15 protein-coding genes are annotated in these 17,175 nt (G+C 73.7%); 3 read left to right on the forward strand and 12 right to left on the reverse strand.

The window, feature by feature from the left end:
* Nucleotides 1-26: 26 nt before the first annotated feature.
* The 5 genes from ACF073_RS34045 to ACF073_RS34065 all read right to left on the reverse strand — a co-directional run bounded on the left by ACF073_RS34045 (nt 27) and on the right by ACF073_RS34065 (nt 5,220).
* Entirely contained in the window at nt 27-386 is a 360-nt protein-coding gene (locus ACF073_RS34045; protein ID WP_392075322.1) for a DUF4326 domain-containing protein, read from the reverse strand.
* Between the two features lie 10 nt (nt 387-396).
* On the reverse strand, nt 397-1,185 hold the full coding sequence (locus ACF073_RS34050) for an SGNH/GDSL hydrolase family protein (protein WP_392075323.1): 789 nt from the start codon (nt 1,183-1,185) through the stop codon (nt 397-399).
* Nucleotides 1,186-2,199: 1,014 nt separating this feature from the next.
* The gene (locus tag ACF073_RS34055; protein ID WP_392075324.1) at nt 2,200-3,219 is read right to left on the reverse strand and encodes a hemolysin family protein; all 1,020 of its coding nucleotides are present in this window, start codon (nt 3,217-3,219) and stop codon (nt 2,200-2,202) included.
* Nucleotides 3,216-4,643 (reverse strand): hemolysin family protein, encoded by a 1,428-nt coding sequence (locus tag ACF073_RS34060; protein WP_392075325.1) that lies wholly within the window; start codon nt 4,641-4,643, stop codon nt 3,216-3,218. Before ACF073_RS34060 ends, ACF073_RS34055 begins: the two co-directional genes overlap by 4 nt.
* 151 nt (nt 4,644-4,794) lie before the next feature.
* The gene (locus tag ACF073_RS34065; RefSeq protein WP_392075326.1) at nt 4,795-5,220 is read right to left on the reverse strand and encodes a GNAT family N-acetyltransferase; all 426 of its coding nucleotides are present in this window, start codon (nt 5,218-5,220) and stop codon (nt 4,795-4,797) included.
* A gap of 679 nt (nt 5,221-5,899) precedes the next feature.
* On the opposite strand from ACF073_RS34065, the gene ACF073_RS34070 reads away from it, so the two are divergent.
* Nucleotides 5,900-7,525, forward strand: coding sequence for a phospholipase D-like domain-containing protein (locus ACF073_RS34070; RefSeq protein WP_392075327.1), 1,626 nt, complete (start codon nt 5,900-5,902; stop codon nt 7,523-7,525).
* Between the two features lie 81 nt (nt 7,526-7,606).
* On the opposite strand, the gene ACF073_RS34075 is transcribed toward ACF073_RS34070, so the two are convergent.
* From ACF073_RS34075 to ACF073_RS34085, 3 genes are all read right to left on the reverse strand, one after another.
* On the reverse strand, nt 7,607-8,494 hold the full coding sequence (locus ACF073_RS34075; protein WP_392075328.1) for an LLM class F420-dependent oxidoreductase: 888 nt from the start codon (nt 8,492-8,494) through the stop codon (nt 7,607-7,609).
* 126 nt (nt 8,495-8,620) lie between these two features.
* The gene (locus ACF073_RS34080) at nt 8,621-11,197 is read right to left on the reverse strand and encodes an ABC transporter permease (protein WP_392075329.1); all 2,577 of its coding nucleotides are present in this window, start codon (nt 11,195-11,197) and stop codon (nt 8,621-8,623) included.
* Nucleotides 11,198-11,201: 4 nt separating this feature from the next.
* Nucleotides 11,202-12,014 carry an ABC transporter ATP-binding protein gene (locus tag ACF073_RS34085; protein WP_392075331.1) on the reverse strand — a complete coding sequence of 271 codons (813 nt, stop codon included), beginning with the start codon at nt 12,012-12,014 and terminating at the stop codon, nt 11,202-11,204.
* 118 nt (nt 12,015-12,132) lie between these two features.
* Here ACF073_RS34085 and ACF073_RS34090 point away from each other — a divergent pair, with 118 nt between their 5' ends.
* Together ACF073_RS34090 and ACF073_RS34095 are read left to right on the forward strand one after the other, a co-directional pair.
* Nucleotides 12,133-12,375 carry a toxin-antitoxin system HicB family antitoxin gene (locus tag ACF073_RS34090; protein ID WP_392075332.1) on the forward strand — a complete coding sequence of 81 codons (243 nt, stop codon included), beginning with the start codon at nt 12,133-12,135 and terminating at the stop codon, nt 12,373-12,375.
* 4 nt (nt 12,376-12,379) lie between these two features.
* Nucleotides 12,380-12,754 (forward strand): fic family toxin-antitoxin system, toxin component, encoded by a 375-nt coding sequence (locus ACF073_RS34095; protein ID WP_392075333.1) that lies wholly within the window; start codon nt 12,380-12,382, stop codon nt 12,752-12,754.
* Between the two features lie 32 nt (nt 12,755-12,786).
* On the opposite strand, the gene ACF073_RS34100 is transcribed toward ACF073_RS34095, so the two are convergent.
* The 4 genes from ACF073_RS34100 to bioB form a co-directional block, all read right to left on the reverse strand.
* Entirely contained in the window at nt 12,787-13,488 is a 702-nt protein-coding gene (locus ACF073_RS34100; protein WP_392075334.1) for a class I SAM-dependent methyltransferase, read from the reverse strand.
* A 341-nt stretch (nt 13,489-13,829) separates the two neighbouring features.
* Nucleotides 13,830-14,546: a dethiobiotin synthase gene (gene bioD / locus ACF073_RS34105; RefSeq protein ID WP_392075335.1), complete on the reverse strand. Its 717-nt coding sequence runs from the start codon at nt 14,544-14,546 to the stop codon at nt 13,830-13,832.
* Nucleotide 14,547: 1 nt separating this feature from the next.
* Complete coding sequence (locus tag ACF073_RS34110; protein WP_392075336.1) at nt 14,548-15,837, reverse strand: adenosylmethionine--8-amino-7-oxononanoate transaminase; 1,290 nt, start codon at nt 15,835-15,837, stop codon at nt 14,548-14,550.
* Complete coding sequence (gene bioB, locus ACF073_RS34115) at nt 15,830-17,089, reverse strand: biotin synthase BioB (protein ID WP_392075337.1); 1,260 nt, start codon at nt 17,087-17,089, stop codon at nt 15,830-15,832. The genes ACF073_RS34110 and bioB overlap by 8 nt, the downstream gene beginning before the upstream one ends.
* Nucleotides 17,090-17,175 lie beyond the last annotated feature (86 nt).

Raw genomic sequence — 17,175 nt, forward strand, 5'->3', positions numbered from 1 at the left:
GTTCGGCGGAAGCTACGAGACGCGGGTCACCCGGTCCGTCCGGGCCGCTGGGCGGTTTCGGCCAGCTCGGCCAGCACGTCCGCGTGGCACGGTTCGGGTGCGCACCAGCACGCCAGTGTCTTCCCGCGCAGCCCGGGGATCAGGTCCAGCAGCTCCGGGTGCTCCAGGAGACGGGCCCGGTACATCGCCATCACCTCCGCGCGGGTGCCGTCCCGCTTCTTCTTCGGTGTGTCGTAGGCGAACGGGTTGTACAGCGGGTGCCGGGGCAGGTCCCAGCCGCCCATCGTCCAGCGGCGGCCGACGTACACGACGTCCGCGGGCGCGTGCTCGAGCCGGGGGCCGAACTCGTGGATCCGGCCCCTGACGTTGATCACGCGCGTGCTCATGCCGGGAACGCTACGCCTGCCCCTCGTACGGCAGCAGCTCCGGCCGCTTCGGCGGGCGGCCGTCGCCGGAGGAGCGGCCCGTCAGCCGCCGGCCTATCCAGGGCAGCAGGTACTCCCGGGCGAACCGCGCGTCCGCGACCCGCCGTGTCATCCAGCCCGGCGGGAGCGTCGCGGGCGGGGGCACCCGCCACTCGGCGTCCTCCGGCTCGTATCCGAGCGTCTGCCACACCGCCTCGGCGACCCTGCGGTGCCCGTCCGCCGTGAGATGCAGCCGGTCCACGTCCCACGACCGCGGGTCGGACAGCGCGGGCGCCCCGTACAGGTCGACCACGAGGGCACCGTGCCGGGCGGCCAGCTCGTCCACGCAGGCGAACAGCTCTTCCATGCGCGGCCGGAAGCGCTCCAGCACCGGGCCCTGGCGGCCAGGGCTGCGCATCAGCACCAGCTGCTTGCAGGAGGGCGCGAGCCGCTCCACGGCCTCGGTGAGCAGGGCACGGACCCGGCCCATGTCGCACTTGGGGCGCAGGGTGTCGTTGAGACCGCCGACCAGGGTGATCACGTCGGCGTTCATGGCCGCGGCAACCGCCACCTGCTCGTCGACGATCTGGCCGATCAGCTTTCCGCGCACGGCGAGATTGGCGTACCGGAACCCGGGAGTGCGGGCGGCCATCCGCGTGGCGAGCACATCGGCCCAGCCCCGGTAGGAGCCGTCGGGCAGCAGGTCCGACATGCCCTCGGTGAAGGAGTCGCCGACCGCGACCAGGCTGCTGTACGGGGGAGGTGTGGGATTCGTCTGCATGGCGACAGCGATGGTATCCCGGCGGCATACCCGCCGGTCGGTCGCCCCGGAACGGCCCCGGCGGACAGCGCGGACAGCACCGGGGAGGGCTCGGGGGCGGGGGCGGCGGGCATCTGATGGGCCCGTGGGCGGCGGTCCGCGAGCGTCGCAGATGGGAGGGCCCGCAGGGGGCGGGGCCCGCGGGGGAGTGACACCGCGAAAGGGCTCGTCGGGGCTCCGGGGCCCGATAACCGAGGAAGGAAGCGCCCAGGTCACCGATGAACCGGCCGCCCCGGGGGGCGCTGGGGAATCGCGGCCCCTTGGGGTGTCGCCCCGGGCCACGCTGGCCAAGCGATAGCGGTCCGGGGCCCCGGAACCTCGCGCCGAGAGCGTGCGGCGCCCGGCGCTCTGCCCCGCAGTGTCCGTCGGAGCCCTGCGCCGCACCGCCCGCCGGGCGTCTCGCGGGACCGGCCCCGGAGCGTCCCGCCGGGGCCTTGTCCGCGGTGTCGCGTCGAGAGCGTGCTGCCCCTGGGGCTCTGCCCTCGCAGGGCACGCCGGAGTCCTGAGCCGAAGTGTGCGACAGGAGCCGCGCCCTCCGGGCGTCATGCGGGACCGCCCCGCAGCGTCCCGCCGGAGCCTCGCCCCGCGGTGTCGCGTCGGAGCCTCGCGTCGAGAGCGTGCTGGCCCCGGGCCCTGCCCAGCAGGTCACGCCGGAGTCCCGCCCCGAAGTGTCTGACGGGAGCCTCGCCCTCCGAGCGCCTCGCGGGACCGGCCTCGGAGCAACACGTCGGAGCCGTGCCCAGCAGTGTCCGTCAGAGCCCTGCCCCGGAGTGTGTGGCCGGAGCCGCCTCCTCCGGGTGTCTCGTGGGACCGCCCCGGAGCGCGTCGCGGGACCGCCCCAGGAGTATCACGGCGATGCGCCGCCCCGCGGTGTCACGCCGGAGTCCTGCCCTGGAGTGCCTGGCCGGAGCGCCGCTCTCCGAGTGTCTCGGCGGGACCGGCCCCGGGGCCTCACCCCGGGGCCCGCCCGTGGCGTCACCCCTGCGCCGGCTGGCCGAACAGTTCGCGCAGGACGTCCTCCATGGTCACCAGGCCCGCCAGTCTGCCGTCGTCGCCGAGCGCGGCCGCCAGGTGCGTCCGGCTGCCCCGCATCGCGGTGAGCACGTCGTCCAGCGGCGTCCCCTCCCGCACGCGGGCGATGGGCCGCATGTCCCGCAGGTGGAAGGGCATGTCCCGTGGCGAGGCGTCCAGCGCGTCCTTGACGTGCAGGTAGCCCACGATCCGGCGGCCGGTGTCGACCACCGGGAACCGGGAGAAGCCCGAGTCGGCCGACAGCCGCTCCAACTGCTCCGGGGTGACGCCCACGCGCGCGTAGACCACCCGCTCCAGCGGGACGATCACGTCCCGTACCGGCCGGCTGCCCAGTTCGAGCGCGTCGTGCAGCCGCTCCTGCGCCCGGTCGTCGATCAGGCCGGCCTGGCTGGCGTCCTTGACGATCTCGGCCAGCTCGGTGTCCGTGAAGGTCGCGGCGACCTCGCCCTTCGCCTCCACCCGCAACAGTTTCAGCAGGCCGTTCGCGAACGCGTTGATGGAGAAGATCACCGGTCGCAGCGCCCGGGCCAGCGTGACCAGCGGCGGGCCGAGGATCAGGGCGCTGCGCACCGGCTCCGCGAGCGCGATGTTCTTGGGGACCATCTCGCCGAGGAGCATGTGCAGATAGGTGGCGAGGGTCAGCGCGATCACGAACGACACGACGTGACCGGCGCCGGCGGGCACGCCGAGCGTGTGGAACACCGGTTCCAGCAGATGCGCGATGGCCGGTTCGGCGACCACGCCCAGCACCAGCGTGCACAGCGTGATGCCGAGCTGGGCGGCGGCCAGCAGCGCCGACACATGCTCAAGGCCCCACAGCACGCTCCGCGCGCGCCGGTCGCCCTCCTGGGCCAGCGGCTCGATCTGCGAGCGGCGCACGGAGATCAGGGCGAACTCCGCGCCCACGAAGAAGGCGTTGACGACGAGGGTCGCCAGGCCGATCAGCAGCTGTACGACGGTCATCGCGTCTCCTCCCGTGTCCTACGCGTCCCACGACCTCCGCGCGTCCCACGGCTCCCGCGCGTTCCACGGGCCCTGTCGGCCCCGGCGGCGCCGTCGGTCCCGTCGGTCCGTTCGCCGTCGTCCAGTGGTGCGTGCAGCAGCACCCGGGCGGCCCGGCGGCCCGCGGCGTCGACCACGTCCAGCCGCCAGCCGGCCACCTCCACACGGTCGCCGACGGCGGGTATCCGGCCCAGCTGGGCGGCGATCAGGCCGGCCAGCGTCTCGTACGGCCCCTCGGGCACGCGCAGTCCCACGCGTGCGAGCTGGTCGGTGCGGGCGGCGCCGTCCGCCGAGTAGAGGGCCCGGCCCTCCTCGTCCGCGCCCGCGGGGGCGATGTCGGGCGTCTCGTGCGGGTCGTGCTCGTCGCGCACCTCGCCGACGACCTCTTCGACGATGTCCTCCAGCGTCACGACGCCGGCCGTGCCGCCGTACTCGTCGATGACGACGGCCATGGTGCGCCTGCCGGAGAGCTGGTCCAGCAGCCGGTCCACGGTCAGGGACTCGGGCACCAGGAACGGCTCGCGCATCACCTGGGCGACCCTGCGGTGGCGCCGCTGGTCGGCGGGGACGGCCAGCACGTCCTTGATGTGGGCGGTGCCGACGACCGAGTCCAGGCTGCCCCGGTAGACCGGGAACCTGGACAGGCCGGTGGCCCGGGTGGCGTTGGCCACGTCCTCGCAGGTGGCCTGCGCGTCCAGGGCGACGACCTGGACGCGCGGGGTCATCACGTTCTCGGCCGTGAGGTCGGCCAGGTTCAGTGTGCGGACGAACAGCTCGGCGGTGTCCGCCTCCAGCGCGCCCTGCCTGGCGGAGTGCCGGGCGAGGGCGGCCAGCTCCTGCGGGCCGCGCGCGGAGGCGAGCTCTTCGGCGGGTTCGATGCCGAGGCGGCGCACGAACCGGTTGGCCGTGTTGTTCAGGTGCGTGATGAAGGGCCGGAAGGCCGCGCTGAACAGGCGCTGGGCGCTGCCCACCCGCTTGGCCACGGCCAGCGGCGAGGAGATCGCCCAGTTCTTGGGCACCAGCTCGCCGACGACCATCAGGAAGACCGTCGACAGGGCCGTGCCCAGCACCAGCGCGATCGAACTCGCCGTGGTCCCGGACAGCCCCATCGCCCGGAACGGTCCGGCCAGCAGCTTGGCGATCGACGGCTCGGCGAGCATGCCGACCACCAGGTTGGTGACGGTGATGCCGAGCTGGGCGCCGGAGAGCTGGAAGGTCAGGTTCCGTACGGCCTTGAGGGCGCCCGGGGCGCCGCGCTCGCCGCGTTCGGCGGCCCGCTCCAGCTCGCCGCGTTCCACGGTGGTCAGCGAGAACTCCGCCGCCACGAACGCGCCGCAGGCCAGTGACAGCAGGATCGCCACCAGGAGGAGCAGCACTTCCGTCATCGGGTCACCCCCGTCCCATGGTCGGACAGGGCAGGGGAGATCGCGCGGTGTCGCGGACTGGGAGGCTCGCCCATGGGCGGACGCTCACAACCTTTCATCGGGGACCGAGTGCCCCTCAATAGTAAAGGATGGGCAAAGTGGGTGTCATGGTTCAGTCGGTGAGCGGCTTCACCCAGCGCCGCCAGTGCTCCTCGGGCCCGTATCCCGCCGCGCCCCAGGCGTGCCGCGCCCGCTCGTTGCGGACCAGCACCATCGCGTCCGCGCGCCGCCCGCCGAGCCGTACGAGCCGCTCCTCGGCGGCGGCCAGCAGGGCCGAGCCGATGCCCTGCCGCCGCCGCTCCGGATGCACCGCGAGCCGGTACAGATGGCACCGCCAGCCGTCGAAACCGGCGATCACGGTTCCCGTGAGGACGCCGTCGTGCTCGGCGAGGAGCAGGGCTTCGGGGTCCCTCGTGATGAGCCGGGCCAGTCCGTCGTGGTCGTCGCTGATGCTCGTTCCTTCCGCGGCGTCGCGCCAGAACCGCAGCACGGAATCGATGTCCGAGAAGGTGGCGCAGCGGATGTGGAGATCGCTCATGGGATGAGCCAAGCAGAGCGCCGGCCGGGCCTGCGAACGGGTTTCCGTGCCGGGGAGCGGCCGGTCCCGGACCGTGTCCCACGGGGCCGACCGCCACGATCATGATGGCCGCAGCGGCGGTGATGGCCCGCCCGGAACGTCCGGGCCAGGCCCTCGGTGGCGGTCCGCGCGTCGCCGCCCGTGCGCGGCCAGGGGCGCGGGGAACGGGATCGTGCTCGCGGTGAGGACGACGAGGACGGCGACGAGCGCGCCCCCGTCCCCCGCGCCCCGCAGGTGGGCGAGCCCCATGGCGAACAGGGCAACAGGCGAACAGGCGAGCAGGCGAGCAGGTGGGCCGGGCCCTCGCCCGCGCCGTCCGGCCCCGCCCCGCCACCGTCACCGCCGCGCCCGCAGCCGCCGCCACCGAACGGCTCGCCGTCCTCCTTCCCCTCCCCCCCGCGAACGCGAGGTGTCGGCCCTGTTGGGTCCACCGACTCGGCCTGGTGGACGGCGACTTCGACCGGTCTCCCTCCTCCTGCCCTCTGACTTCTGACTTCCGACTCTTGGCAGGGCCGGGAGCGAGGAGCTGTTCTCGGCCAACGGTGCCGTCGGCGGTTCCGGCGGTCTTCGCCTGCTTGGTAATCTCCCGAAGTTGATCTTGAAAAGGCGTCTGTCGACGCCAGCCAGAATGCGAGAAGACTTGCCTCACCGTCAGCTCCGCCGCCGCGGCATCCGTATGCCGCGCCGCGCCGCCGCCTGTTCTCTCGTCCTCGCGGTGCTGCCCGCCGCTCCGGCCTTCGCGGACTCCGCCGGTCCATCGGCCACCCCGCACCTGGACAGCGTGGAGCAGACGCTGCGCGAGGTCTCGCCCGGTCTCGAAGGCAGCGTCTGGGAGCGCACCGAGGGCAACCGGCTCGACTCCTCGACGGCCGGCGGCTCCGACTGGCTGCTCCAGACGCCCGGTTGCTGGGGCGACGACAAGTGCGCCGAACGGCCCGGCACCGAGCGGCTGCTCGCCAAGATGACCGAGAACATCTCCAAGGCGACGCACACCGTCGACATATCCTCCCTCGCGCCGTTCCCCAACGGGGCCTTCCAGGATGCGATCGCCGACGGGCTCAAGGCCTCGGCCGCCGCCGGCCACAAGCTGAAGGTACGCGTCCTCGTCGGCGCCGCGCCCGTCTACCACCTCAATGTGGTGCCGTCGAAGTACCGCGACGAGCTGACCGCCAAGCTGGGCAGCGCGGCCGACGACATCACGCTGAACGTGGCATCGATGACCACCTCGAAGACCGCGTTCTCCTGGAACCACTCCAAGCTGCTCGTCGTCGACAACCAGTCGGTCGTCACCGGCGGCATCAACGGCTGGAAGGACGACTACGTCGACACCGCCCACCCGGTGACGGACGTCGACCTCGCGCTGACCGGCCCCGCCGCGAAGTCGGCGGGCCGGTACCTGGACACGCTGTGGGCCTGGACCTGCGCGAACAAGTCGAACATCGCCAGCGTCTGGTTCGCCGCGTCGAACGGGGCGGGCTGCATGCCGTCGCTGGCCGGGGACGCCGGCACCCCGCGCCCCGGCGGTGACGTCCCCGCGATCGCCGTCGGCGGCCTCGGCGTCGGCATCAAGGACAGCGACCCCGCCTCGGAGTTCCGCCCGGCCCTGCCCAGCGCTCCGGACACCAAGTGCGTGATCGGGCTGCACGACAACACCAACGCCGACCGCGACTACGACACGGTCAACCCCGAGGAGAGCGCCCTGCGCGCCCTCGTCGCGAGCGCCCGCGACCACATCGAGATCTCCCAGCAGGACCTCAACGCCACCTGCCCGCCCCTGCCGCGCTACGACATCAGGCTCTACGACGCCCTCGCCGCGAAGATGGCCGCGGGCGTGAAGGTGCGCATCGTGGTCAGCGACCCCGCCAACCGCGGCGCGGTCGGCAGCGGTGGCTATTCGCAGATCAAGTCCCTCTCGGAGGTCAGCGACACCCTGCGCGACCGCCTCGCCCTGCTCACCGGCGACAAGGGCGCCGCCCGCACCACGATGTGCTCCACCCTCCAGCTGGCCACCTTCCGCAGCTCGAACAGTGCCAAGTGGGCCGACGGCCACCCGTACGCCCAGCACCACAAGCTGGTGTCGGTCGACGACGCGGCGTTCTACATCGGCTCGAAGAACCTCTACCCGTCCTGGCTCCAGGACTTCGGCTACGTCGTGGAGAGCCCCGGGGCGGCGGCCCAGCTCAAGGCGGATCTGCTGGACCCGCAGTGGCGGTACTCCCAGGCGACGGCCACGTACGACTACGCCCGCGGCGTCTGCCGGGCCTAGGGGGCGCCCGGCGGAGGGGCCACCGGTGAGCGATTCACCGGGATCCTCCTCCGCCGCTCCGCCCGACGCGGGGGGACCGCATCACGCGGGCTCCTCGCGCAGCCGGTCGAGCACCGGCGCGAACGCCTCCATGAACGGCTCCAGCACGGTCAGGTACGAGAACCCGTACCGCTCCCGCTGCGCCCGCACCTTCGCCACCACGTCCTCCAGCGGACCGGCCAGCACGATGGGCAGGTCCCGTACCCGCTCGGCGGTCAGGTGCGGCTGACGCTCCAGCATCGGCCGCACCGCGGCCTCGGGATCACCGGTGACGGCCACGAACTGGATCAGCAGGTTCAGCTCGGCGGGCTCCGCCCGGTGGGCCGCGAGCGCCCGGTAGCGCGCCAGGCGCTCGTCCAGCTCCTCGGGGCCGAGCGGAACCAGCGCGCCGGACGCCTTGCCGGGCCGGGCCCCGGTGAAGGCCGCGATGTCCGCGTGCTCGGCGGTCAGCCGCAGCATCCGGTCGCCGTTGGCGCCGATCAGCACCGGCACCCGGGACTGGGCGGGACGCGGCTCGTGCTCCGGCGAGCCGAGCAGCCGGGTCAGCTCCGTCACCGTCCGCTCCAGATGGTCCACCCGCTCGCCCGGCGAACCGTACGGCAGCCCGGCCGCCTCGTGCTCCGCCCGTACGTACCCGGTGCCGAGGCCGAGTTCGAGCCGGCCGCCGGTCAGCGCGTCGGTGGTCGCCACCTCGCGGGCCAGCAGCGCCGGATTCCAGAAGCCCGCGTTGAGCACGAACGTGCCGAGCCGCGGCCGTTCGGTCGCCTCCGCCGCCGCCACCAGGGCCGGGAACGGCGCGACCATGCCGAGATGGTCCGGGACCAGGATCACGTCGTACCCCAGCTCCTCCGCCCGGCGGCACTTGGCACGCCACTCGGCGGCGGGGGCCGGCGTGAGCAGATTGACTCCGAAGCGGAACGGACGCGTCATGAACTCTCCCCGGTGGAAGACGACTTGAGCACTTCCCCGATTCCATCACGCCAGCCCGAGCCCCGCCCGTCCGCCCCGGCCGGGGGGGGGGGGGGGGATCACTCGTGGGCGGTCATTCGCGGGCGGTCATTCGTGGGCGATCGCCGCCAGCACGTTCATCCGCGACGCCCGCAGCGCCGGCAGCAGCGCCGCCACGACGCCCACCACCGCGGAACCGATCACCACCGCGACGATCGTGCCCCAGGGGATCGCCAGCGCCGTCAGCCCGCGCAGGGCCAGCACCTGCTGCATGCACACCCCCCACACCAGCCCCAGCGCGACACCCAGGACCGCCCCGAACACCGCGATCACCACCGACTCCAGCCGGATCATCCGGCGCAGCTGCCGCCGCCCCAGACCGATCGCCCGCAGCAGCCCGATCTCCCGGGTCCGCTCCACCACCGACAGGGCGAGCGTGTTGACCACACCGAGCACGGCGATCACTATCGCCAGCCCGAGCAGCGCGTACACCAGGTACAGCAGCACCGCGATCTGATCGTGGACCAGATCCTTGTAGTCGGCCTGGTCGCGCACCTGGACCTGCGGGAACGCCGTGAGCGTCCGCTCCAGGCGCGGACGCAGATCCGTCGGGTCCGTGCCGGGGGCCGCGTTGACGTAGAGCGCCGAGTCCTGGCCGTGCGGCACGTACTTCTCCAGCGTCGCCAGGCCGAAGAAGATGCCGCCCTGGTTGCCGAAGCCCTCGGCCGACTCCTGGTCGGTCAGCGCGCCCACGGTCAGCTCCGCCCGCCGCCCGCCGGGGAACTCGACCGGCAGCAGACTGCCGATCCGCACCCCGTGGTCGGCGGCGTAGTCGGCGTCCAGCGCGAGATGACCGTCGGCCAGGGCCGCCGCCGAACCGCCCCGCGCGTACGTCAGGTGCGCGACCTCGTCGAGCCGCGGGCCGTACCCGGTGGCGGACGTCGTCACCCGCCGCCCGTCCGGCAGCCGTACGGCGAGGGAGGTGAGCCGCTGCCGTACGACGAGCCCGACACCCGGCGTCGCCGTCACCCGGTCCGCGATCTGCCGGGTGAACGGGGTGAAGTTGGCGTTCTGGACGACGAAGTCGGCGCCCAGTGTCCGGTCGATCTGCCGGTCGAACGACGCGGACATCGAGGCGCTCGCCACCGACATCCCGCCGACCAGGGCGAGGCCCACCATCAGCGCCGCGGCCGTGGCACCGGTCCGGCGCGGGTTGCGCAGGGCGTTGCGCTGGCTCATCCGGCCGACCGGCCCGAACAGCGCGGGGAAGGCCGCGCCCAGCACCCGGATCACCGGCCGCACCAGCAGCGGTCCGGCGACCACGGTCGCGATCAGCGTCAGGACGACACCGGCACCCAGCAGCGCGGCGGCCTGCCCGGTCCGGGTCGCCGCCGCGCACCCGGCCAGCGCCGCGGCCCCGGCCGCCCCGACCACCGCCCCGGCGATCGCCCGCACCTTCAACGGCTTGCCGGCGCCGCCCGCTTCGGCGACCCCGTCACTGGCGAGGGCCGCCATCGGCGAGACGGCCGCCGCGCGCCGCGCGGGCAGATAGGCGGCCACGAAGGTGACGCCGAGGCCGACGACATAGGCCGCGACCGGCGTCCCCCAGCCGATCACCATCTCCGTGGCCTTCAGGTTCATCCCGAACGTGCTCATCAGCCGGATCAGCCCGAACGCCAGTCCGATCCCGGCGGCGAGACCGAGTGTCGAGCCGACGAGCCCCAGCAGCAGCGCCTCCGTGAGCACCGAGCGCCGCACCTGCCGCCGGTCCGCGCCCAGCGCCCGCAGCAGGCCCAGTTCGCGGGTGCGCTGGGCGATCAGCATGGAGAACGTGTTGACGATCAGGAACACCCCGACCAGCAGCGCGATACCGGCGAAGCCCAGCATCACGTACTTGATCACGTCGAGAAAGGCGCCGAGCGTGGCCGCGGCCGACTTGGCCTGTTCGGCGGCGGTCTTCAGGTCGTACGTCCGGGTGCCGATCGCCGCGCCGATCCGGTGCTTGAGTTCCGCGTCGGAGACGCCGGGGGCCGCGTCCGCCGCGATGCCGGTCGCCCGCGCGGACGAGCCGAGCAGTTCCCGGCCGGCCACCGCCGGGTCCAGGAAGACCAGGGCGGCGCCCGGGTTGGTGGTGGTGAAGGTGGCGATGCCGACGATCCGGACCCGGAACGCCCCCGGCTGCGCCTGCACGGTCAGCGTGTCACCGATCCGCACGTGCTTCTTGCCGGCCGTGTCCGCGTCCAGCAGCGCCTCGCCCGCCCCGCGCGGCGCATGGCCCGACGTCAGCCGTACCGGGCTGCGGTCGGTGGCGTACCAGGCCATGGCGATGGTCGGGGCCCCGGTGGTCGGGCCGACGGACTTGTGGTGGCGGTCGACCACGACGGCGTTCTGCACCGACACCTCGGCGCGCGCCGCCGCGACCCCGTCGATCCGGGCCACCCGGTCCCGCAGCGCGGCGGGCAGGGTCGGCGCCGCACCGCTCAGCCGGGCCGCCCCCAGGTCCTGCTTCGGCTGGACCGTCATATCGGCGGCGGTGGAGGCGAACAGCCGGTCGAAGGTGCGGGTGACGGTGTCGGAGAAGATCAGGCTGCCCGCGACGAACGCCACGGAGAGGATCACGGCCAGCGCGGACAGCGCCAGCCGTCCCTTGTGCGCGAGGAAGCTCCGCAGGGTCGCCTTGAGCACCGGATCAGCCCTCCTGGGCGCTGCGTCCGTCGCCGGATCGGCCCCGGACCACGTCGAACCGCTTCATTCTCTCCAGCACGGTGTCCGCCGTCGGCCGCGGCATCTCGTCCACGATCCGCCCGTCGGCGAGGAAGAGCACCAGGTCGGCGTGGGCGGCGGCACCCGGGTCGTGGGTGACCATGACGACGGTCTGCCCGAGGTCGTCCACCGCGCCGCGCAGAAAGCCCAGCACCTCCAGGCCGGCCCGTGAGTCCAGATTGCCGGTCGGCTCGTCGGCGAAGATCAGCTCGGGCCGGGCGGCCAGCGCCCGCGCGCACGCCACCCGCTGCTGCTGGCCGCCGGAGAGCTGGGCCGGCCGGTGCCCGAGGCGGTCCCGCAGCCCGAGCGTGTCGATGACCTGGTCCAGCCACTCCGGGTCGGGCCGCCGGCCCGCGATGTCCATCGGCAGCGTGATGTTCTCGGCGGCGGTCAGCGTCGGGATCAGGTTGAAGGACTGGAACATGAACCCGATCCGGTCCCGCCGCAGCCGGGTCAGCTCCCGCTCCCGCAGCCCCGTGATCTCGGTGTCGCCGAGCCAGACCTGACCGGCGGTGACGGTGTCGAGTCCGGCGAGGCAGTGCATGAGCGTGGACTTCCCGGATCCCGAGGGGCCCATCACGGCGGTGAACCGGCCCCGCGCGATGTCCACGTCCACCGCGTCCAGGGCGCGTACGGCCGTCTCACCGGAGCCGTACGCCTTGGTCAGCCCGCGGGCGCGGGCCGCGCTCCCGCCGTCCGGGGTGCGGTCGGGTGCGTGCTGCGCAGCAGGTGTCGACAAGGCCGCCTCCCGGTCGCCGGAACTCCCGTAGGGGGCGAGCGTAAGGGACACCCGGGACCCGGCGCATCGCCTCCGTGCGCCCTTGCCGTTGCTAGCGTTCCGGCGCTAGCGTCGAGGCATGGCGAAGACCCAGCTGAACGTGCGCGTGGACGAGGACACCGCCCGCGCGGCCCGCGAGCGCGCCCTGGCCCGCGGCATGAGCGTCAACCGCTACATCGAAGAGCTGGTCAGACAGGACACCGGCGAGGCGGGCCGCGCGTTCGTCGACGCCGCCGCCGACTTCATGAAGCAGTACGAGTCCGTGTTCGCCGAGGAGTTCACCGAGCACCGCGGCACCGACGCCGCTGAAGGCCGCCGCTGACATCTTGAACGACCTCAGCATCGACCTCGCCTGGCTGCTCATGCTCGCCGAACAGCGGACCCCCGGAGATCCGCAGGTCACCGACTGGGGTGCCCTGGTGGCCGCCGTCGCCCGGCACCGGGCCGACATATTCGGCGTGCCCGTATACGACGACCCGCACGCCCGCGCCGCCTCCCTGCTCCAGCTCCTGATCCATGTGCCGGCCCTGGAGCGCTCCAACGCGCTGTTCGCCTCGGCGGTCGCCTACGCCTATCTGGTCGCCAGCGGGGCGAAGGTCGTCACCACACCCGAGCAGGTCAGGGACCTGGCCCGGCTGGTGAAGGACGGCACGGCGGGCGTCGACGACATCGCGCGCGAACTGCGCCGCTGGACCAGCTGACGACGGCCTGCGGCAACGCCCGGCGGCGCTGGTCAGCGCTCGTCGGGCCGGTCCGGCTCGTCCGGCCGCCAGGCCACCCCCAGGGCGCAGTAGGAGGTCGGCAGCGCCGGGCCCCGCTCCGGCAGCATCACCCGCCGCTGCGGCCCGAGGCGGAACCCGGCCTCGCGCAGCGCGGCGACCGGCTCCCGGGACAGATGGCAGCCGCCGTTCAGCACCGGCCACAGGGTGTGGTCCAGCGCCTTCTGGGCCAGCGTCATCACCGGGCCGCCGCCCCGCCCGTGCTCGAAGAACCGCACCTCGCCGCCGGGCCTGAGCACCCGCCGCACCTCGCCGAGCGTCCGTGCCACATCCCGCACGCTGCACAGCACCAGCGACAGCACGACCGCGTCGAACGCCTCGCTCTTGACCGGCAGTGCCTCCGCCGCGCCGGGCACCACGTCGACCGGCACCTGGGCGCGCAGCGCGGCGTCCAGCGCCAACTGCCTGAGCAGCGGCTCCGGTTCGATCGCGACGACCTCGGCGACGGTCGCGGGATAGTGCCGGAAGTTCAGCCCGTTGCCCGCGCCGATCTCGATGACCCGCCCGGACAGCCCGGCGAGCAGCCGGTCCCGCAGCCCGGCCAGCCCGAGCCCCGACTCGGCGGCCACACTGATCCGGGCGTAGTACCGGGCGAACAGCGGATGGTGGACGGGATCCCGCGCCACCTGGCCGGAACGGGTGGACAGCAGCCTCATGGCAACCTCCCTGGACAGCACGGTCCTGGGAAGAGTGTCCCCCGGGACACGGCCCCGCACCCCCGCCGGACCGCCGTACCCCGGCCGGGCGGCACCGAGCGGGCCGCCTCGTGCGTACGTCACCGCGAACCGAGGCGGGCGCGGACACCGGGCCCGCCCACGCGAACGCCTCGTCGCGGGCGGGCTCGCGGTGCCCGCCGCACCGGCCTTCGGGGCTGCGGAGCCTGCCGAGCCGGGCCGGGGATCAGGGTGCGTCCCACCGGCCCGCCGCAGGCCACGGCGCCCGCCCCGCCGCCACGGCGCGGGCTACGGCGCCTCCCGCCCCGCCACCCCAGCGCGGGCTACGGCGCCTCCCGTACCCGGAACGCCTCCGTGTCCCAGGTCCCGTCCAGCCGGGGCGCGAGCCAGGACGGTGCCGCCGTGCGGAACGCGGCGGGCGGCAGCGTCCCGGCGCCGGCGGGCAGCGCGCCGAGCAGCGGGGCGCCGGCGACCTCCGGCAGGTCCGCCACATTGCAGCGGGTGGCCAGATCCGGGGTGCGGGGCCAGCTGCCGATCACCACACCGAGCGGCTCAAGACCGCCGCGCCGCAGTTCGCGCGCCGTCAGCTCGGTGGTGTTGAGCGTGCCGAGCCCGGCCTGCGCGACGATCAGCACCGGCGCGTCCAGCAGCCGGGCCGCGTCGGCCAGTGTGCCGCCCGCCGCGTCGAACCGGACGAGCAGCCCGCCCGCCCCCTCGACCAGCACCAGATCGTGCTCGGTGGCCAGCTTCGCGGCCCGCTCGGCCACCTCGTGCGGGTGCACCGGCGCCATCCCGGCCCGCCGGGCCGCCGTGCCCGGCGCCAACGGCTCGGGGTAACGGGCGACTTCGTCGGCCGTGACCGGACCCGCCAGCCGCACGACCTCGTCCGCGTCCCCGCGCTCGTCCGGCAGTACGCCCGTCTGGGCGGCCTTCAACACGGCCACCGAGCGCCCCGCCGCGAGCGCGGCGGCGGCGACGGCGGCGGTGGTGACGGTCTTGCCGACCTCCGTGCCCGTCCCCGTGATCACCAGTACCGGCATCTCATCCCTCCCGCGCCGCGGCGCACACCGCGCGCGCGATCCGTGCCACGTCCTCGTCCGAGGTGACGTACGGCGGCATCGTGTAGAGCAGGTCGCGGAACGGGCGCAGCCACACGCCCGCCCGTACGGCCGCGTCGGTGGCGGCCTTCATGTCCACCGCGTGGTCGAGCTGGACGACCCCGACGGCCCCGAGGACACGGACGTCCCGGACCCCGGGCAGCTCGCGCGCCGGCGCGAGCCCCTCGCGCAGGCCCGCCTCGATCCGCTTGACCTCCGAGAGCCAGTCCTGGCCCAGCAGCAGCTCGACGGAGGCGCAGGCCACGGCCGCCGCCAGCGGGTTGCCCATGAACGTCGGGCCGTGCGCCAGCACCGGCACCTCGCCCCGGGAGATGCCGTCCGCCACCCGCGCGTTGCACAAGGTGGCCGCCATCGTCAGATAGCCGCCGGTCAGCGCCTTGCCCACGCACATCACATCCGGGGCGACGGCCGCGTGGTCCGCTGCGAACAGCGCGCCGGTGCGGCCGAAGCCGGTGGCGATCTCGTCGAACACCAGCAGCACGTCGTGCGCGTCGCACGCCTCGCGCAGCACCCGCAGATAGGCGGGGGAGTGGAAGCGCATCCCGCCCGCGCCCTGCACCACCGGCTCCACGATCACCGCGGCCAGCTCGTCCGCGTGCGCGGCGATCAGCTCGCGCAGCTGCTCCGCGTACGACTCCTCGTACGCGGCGGGCGGTGCGTCCGCGAACACCTGGCGCGGCAGCACACCGGACCACAGCTCGTGCATCCCGCCCTCGGGGTCGCACACCGACATCGGCTGCCAGGTGTCCCCGTGGTAGCCGCCCCGCCAGGTCAGCAGGCGCCGCTTGCCGGGCCGGCCGAGCGAACGCCAGTACTGCAGGCACATCTTCACCGCGACCTCGACCGACACGGACCCCGAGTCGGCCAGGAAGACGTGCTCGAGGCCGTCAGGCGACATATCGACAAGGAGCTTCGCCAGCCGGACGGCGGGCTCGTGCGTGAGCCCGCCGAACATCACATGGCTCATCCGGCCCAGCTGCTCGCGCACGGCCTCGTCGAGGACCGGATGCCGGTAGCCGTGGATGGCCGACCACCAGGACGACATGCCGTCGATCAGCTCGCCTGAGCCGTCCGCCATGCGCAGCCGGACCCCGCTCGCCGACTCGACGACGAGCGGGGACACGCGCCCGGGCATCGGGCCGTACGGGTGCCACACATGCCGCCGGTCCAGCTCCAGCAGCTCGGGCACACCCAGGGGGGACCGCTCAGGCATTGGGGGCGAGGTCCGTTCCGGCGCCCCGGCGGCGGACCGAGACCAGGTCGGTGCGCGGCGCCTGCGCCCCGGCGGGTTCGTGCGCCGCCGCGGGCTCGGCCGCAGCGGCAGCCGCGGGCTCGGCCGCCGTACCGCAGACGCCGCCGCCCTCGTGCGAGCCGCACCCGCCTCCGGCGTGGGAACCGCAGCCGCCCTCCGCGTGGGAACCGCAGCCCGCCTCCGCGTGCGAGCCGCAGCCGCCGCCCGCCGTCCGGTGCTCCGGCAGCGTGACCCGGTCCGCGCCCTCCACCTCGAAGCCCGCGTCCGCGATCATGTCCAGGTCGGCCTTGCCGGCCTGGCCCTCGCTGGTCAGGTAGTCGCCGAGGAAGATGGAGTTGGCCAGGTGCAGCGCCAGCGGCTGCATGGTGCGCAGATGCACCTCGCGGCCGCCCGCGATCCGGACCTCCACGTCCGGGCAGACGAACCGGACCATCGCGAGGATCCGCAGGCAGCGCTGCGGGGTGAGGTTCCACTCCTCGGCCAGCGGGGTGCCCTCGAAGGGGATCAGGAAGTTCACCGGAACGGAGTCCGGGTCCAGCGCGCGCAGCGAGAACACCACGTCGACGAGGTCCTCGTCGGTCTCGCCCATGCCCGCGATCAGACCCGAGCACGCGGACAGACCGGCCGCGTGCGCCTTCCGCACCGTGTCCACCCGGTCGGCGTACGTGTGGGTGGTGGTGATGTCCCCGTACGTGGACTCCGAGGTGTTGAGGTTGTGGTTGTAGGCGTCCGCGCCCGCCGCGCGCAGCCGCTCGGCCTGGCCGGCGGAGAGCAGGCCGAGGCAGGCGCACACCTCGACGTCCTCGTTCTGCTCCTTGATGGTCTTGATGGTCTCGGAGACCCGGTCGACGTCCCGGTCCGTCGGGCCGCGCCCGCTGGCCACCAGGCAGACCCGCTTGGCGCCGCCCGCGAGACCGGCGGCGGCGGCCTCGGAGGCCTCGTCGGGCTTGAGCCAGGTGTACTTCAGGATGTCGGCCTTGGAGCCCAGCCGCTGGGAGCAGTAGGAGCAGTCCTCCGGGCACAGCCCGGACTTGAGGTTGACCAGATAGTTGAGTTTCACCCGTCGGCCGAACCAGTGCCGGCGCACCTTGCCGGCCGCGGCCACCACGTCGAGCAGGTCGTCATCGGAGGTGGCCAGCACGGCGAGCGCTTCTTCGCGGGTCGGCAGCTCGCGCCGAAGCCCCTTGTCCACCAGCGTGTTCAGCAGGTCCATGAGGCCCGATCCTGTCCTACGGGACCGCCCCGGGCCAAGGAGACTTTGCACAACGGAGCGGGTTCACCGTGTGGGTATTGCCACAT

Origin of the sequence: Streptomyces sp. NPDC015171, from assembly GCF_043079545.1 — a bacterium.
Classification (GTDB): domain Bacteria; phylum Actinomycetota; class Actinomycetes; order Streptomycetales; family Streptomycetaceae; genus Streptomyces.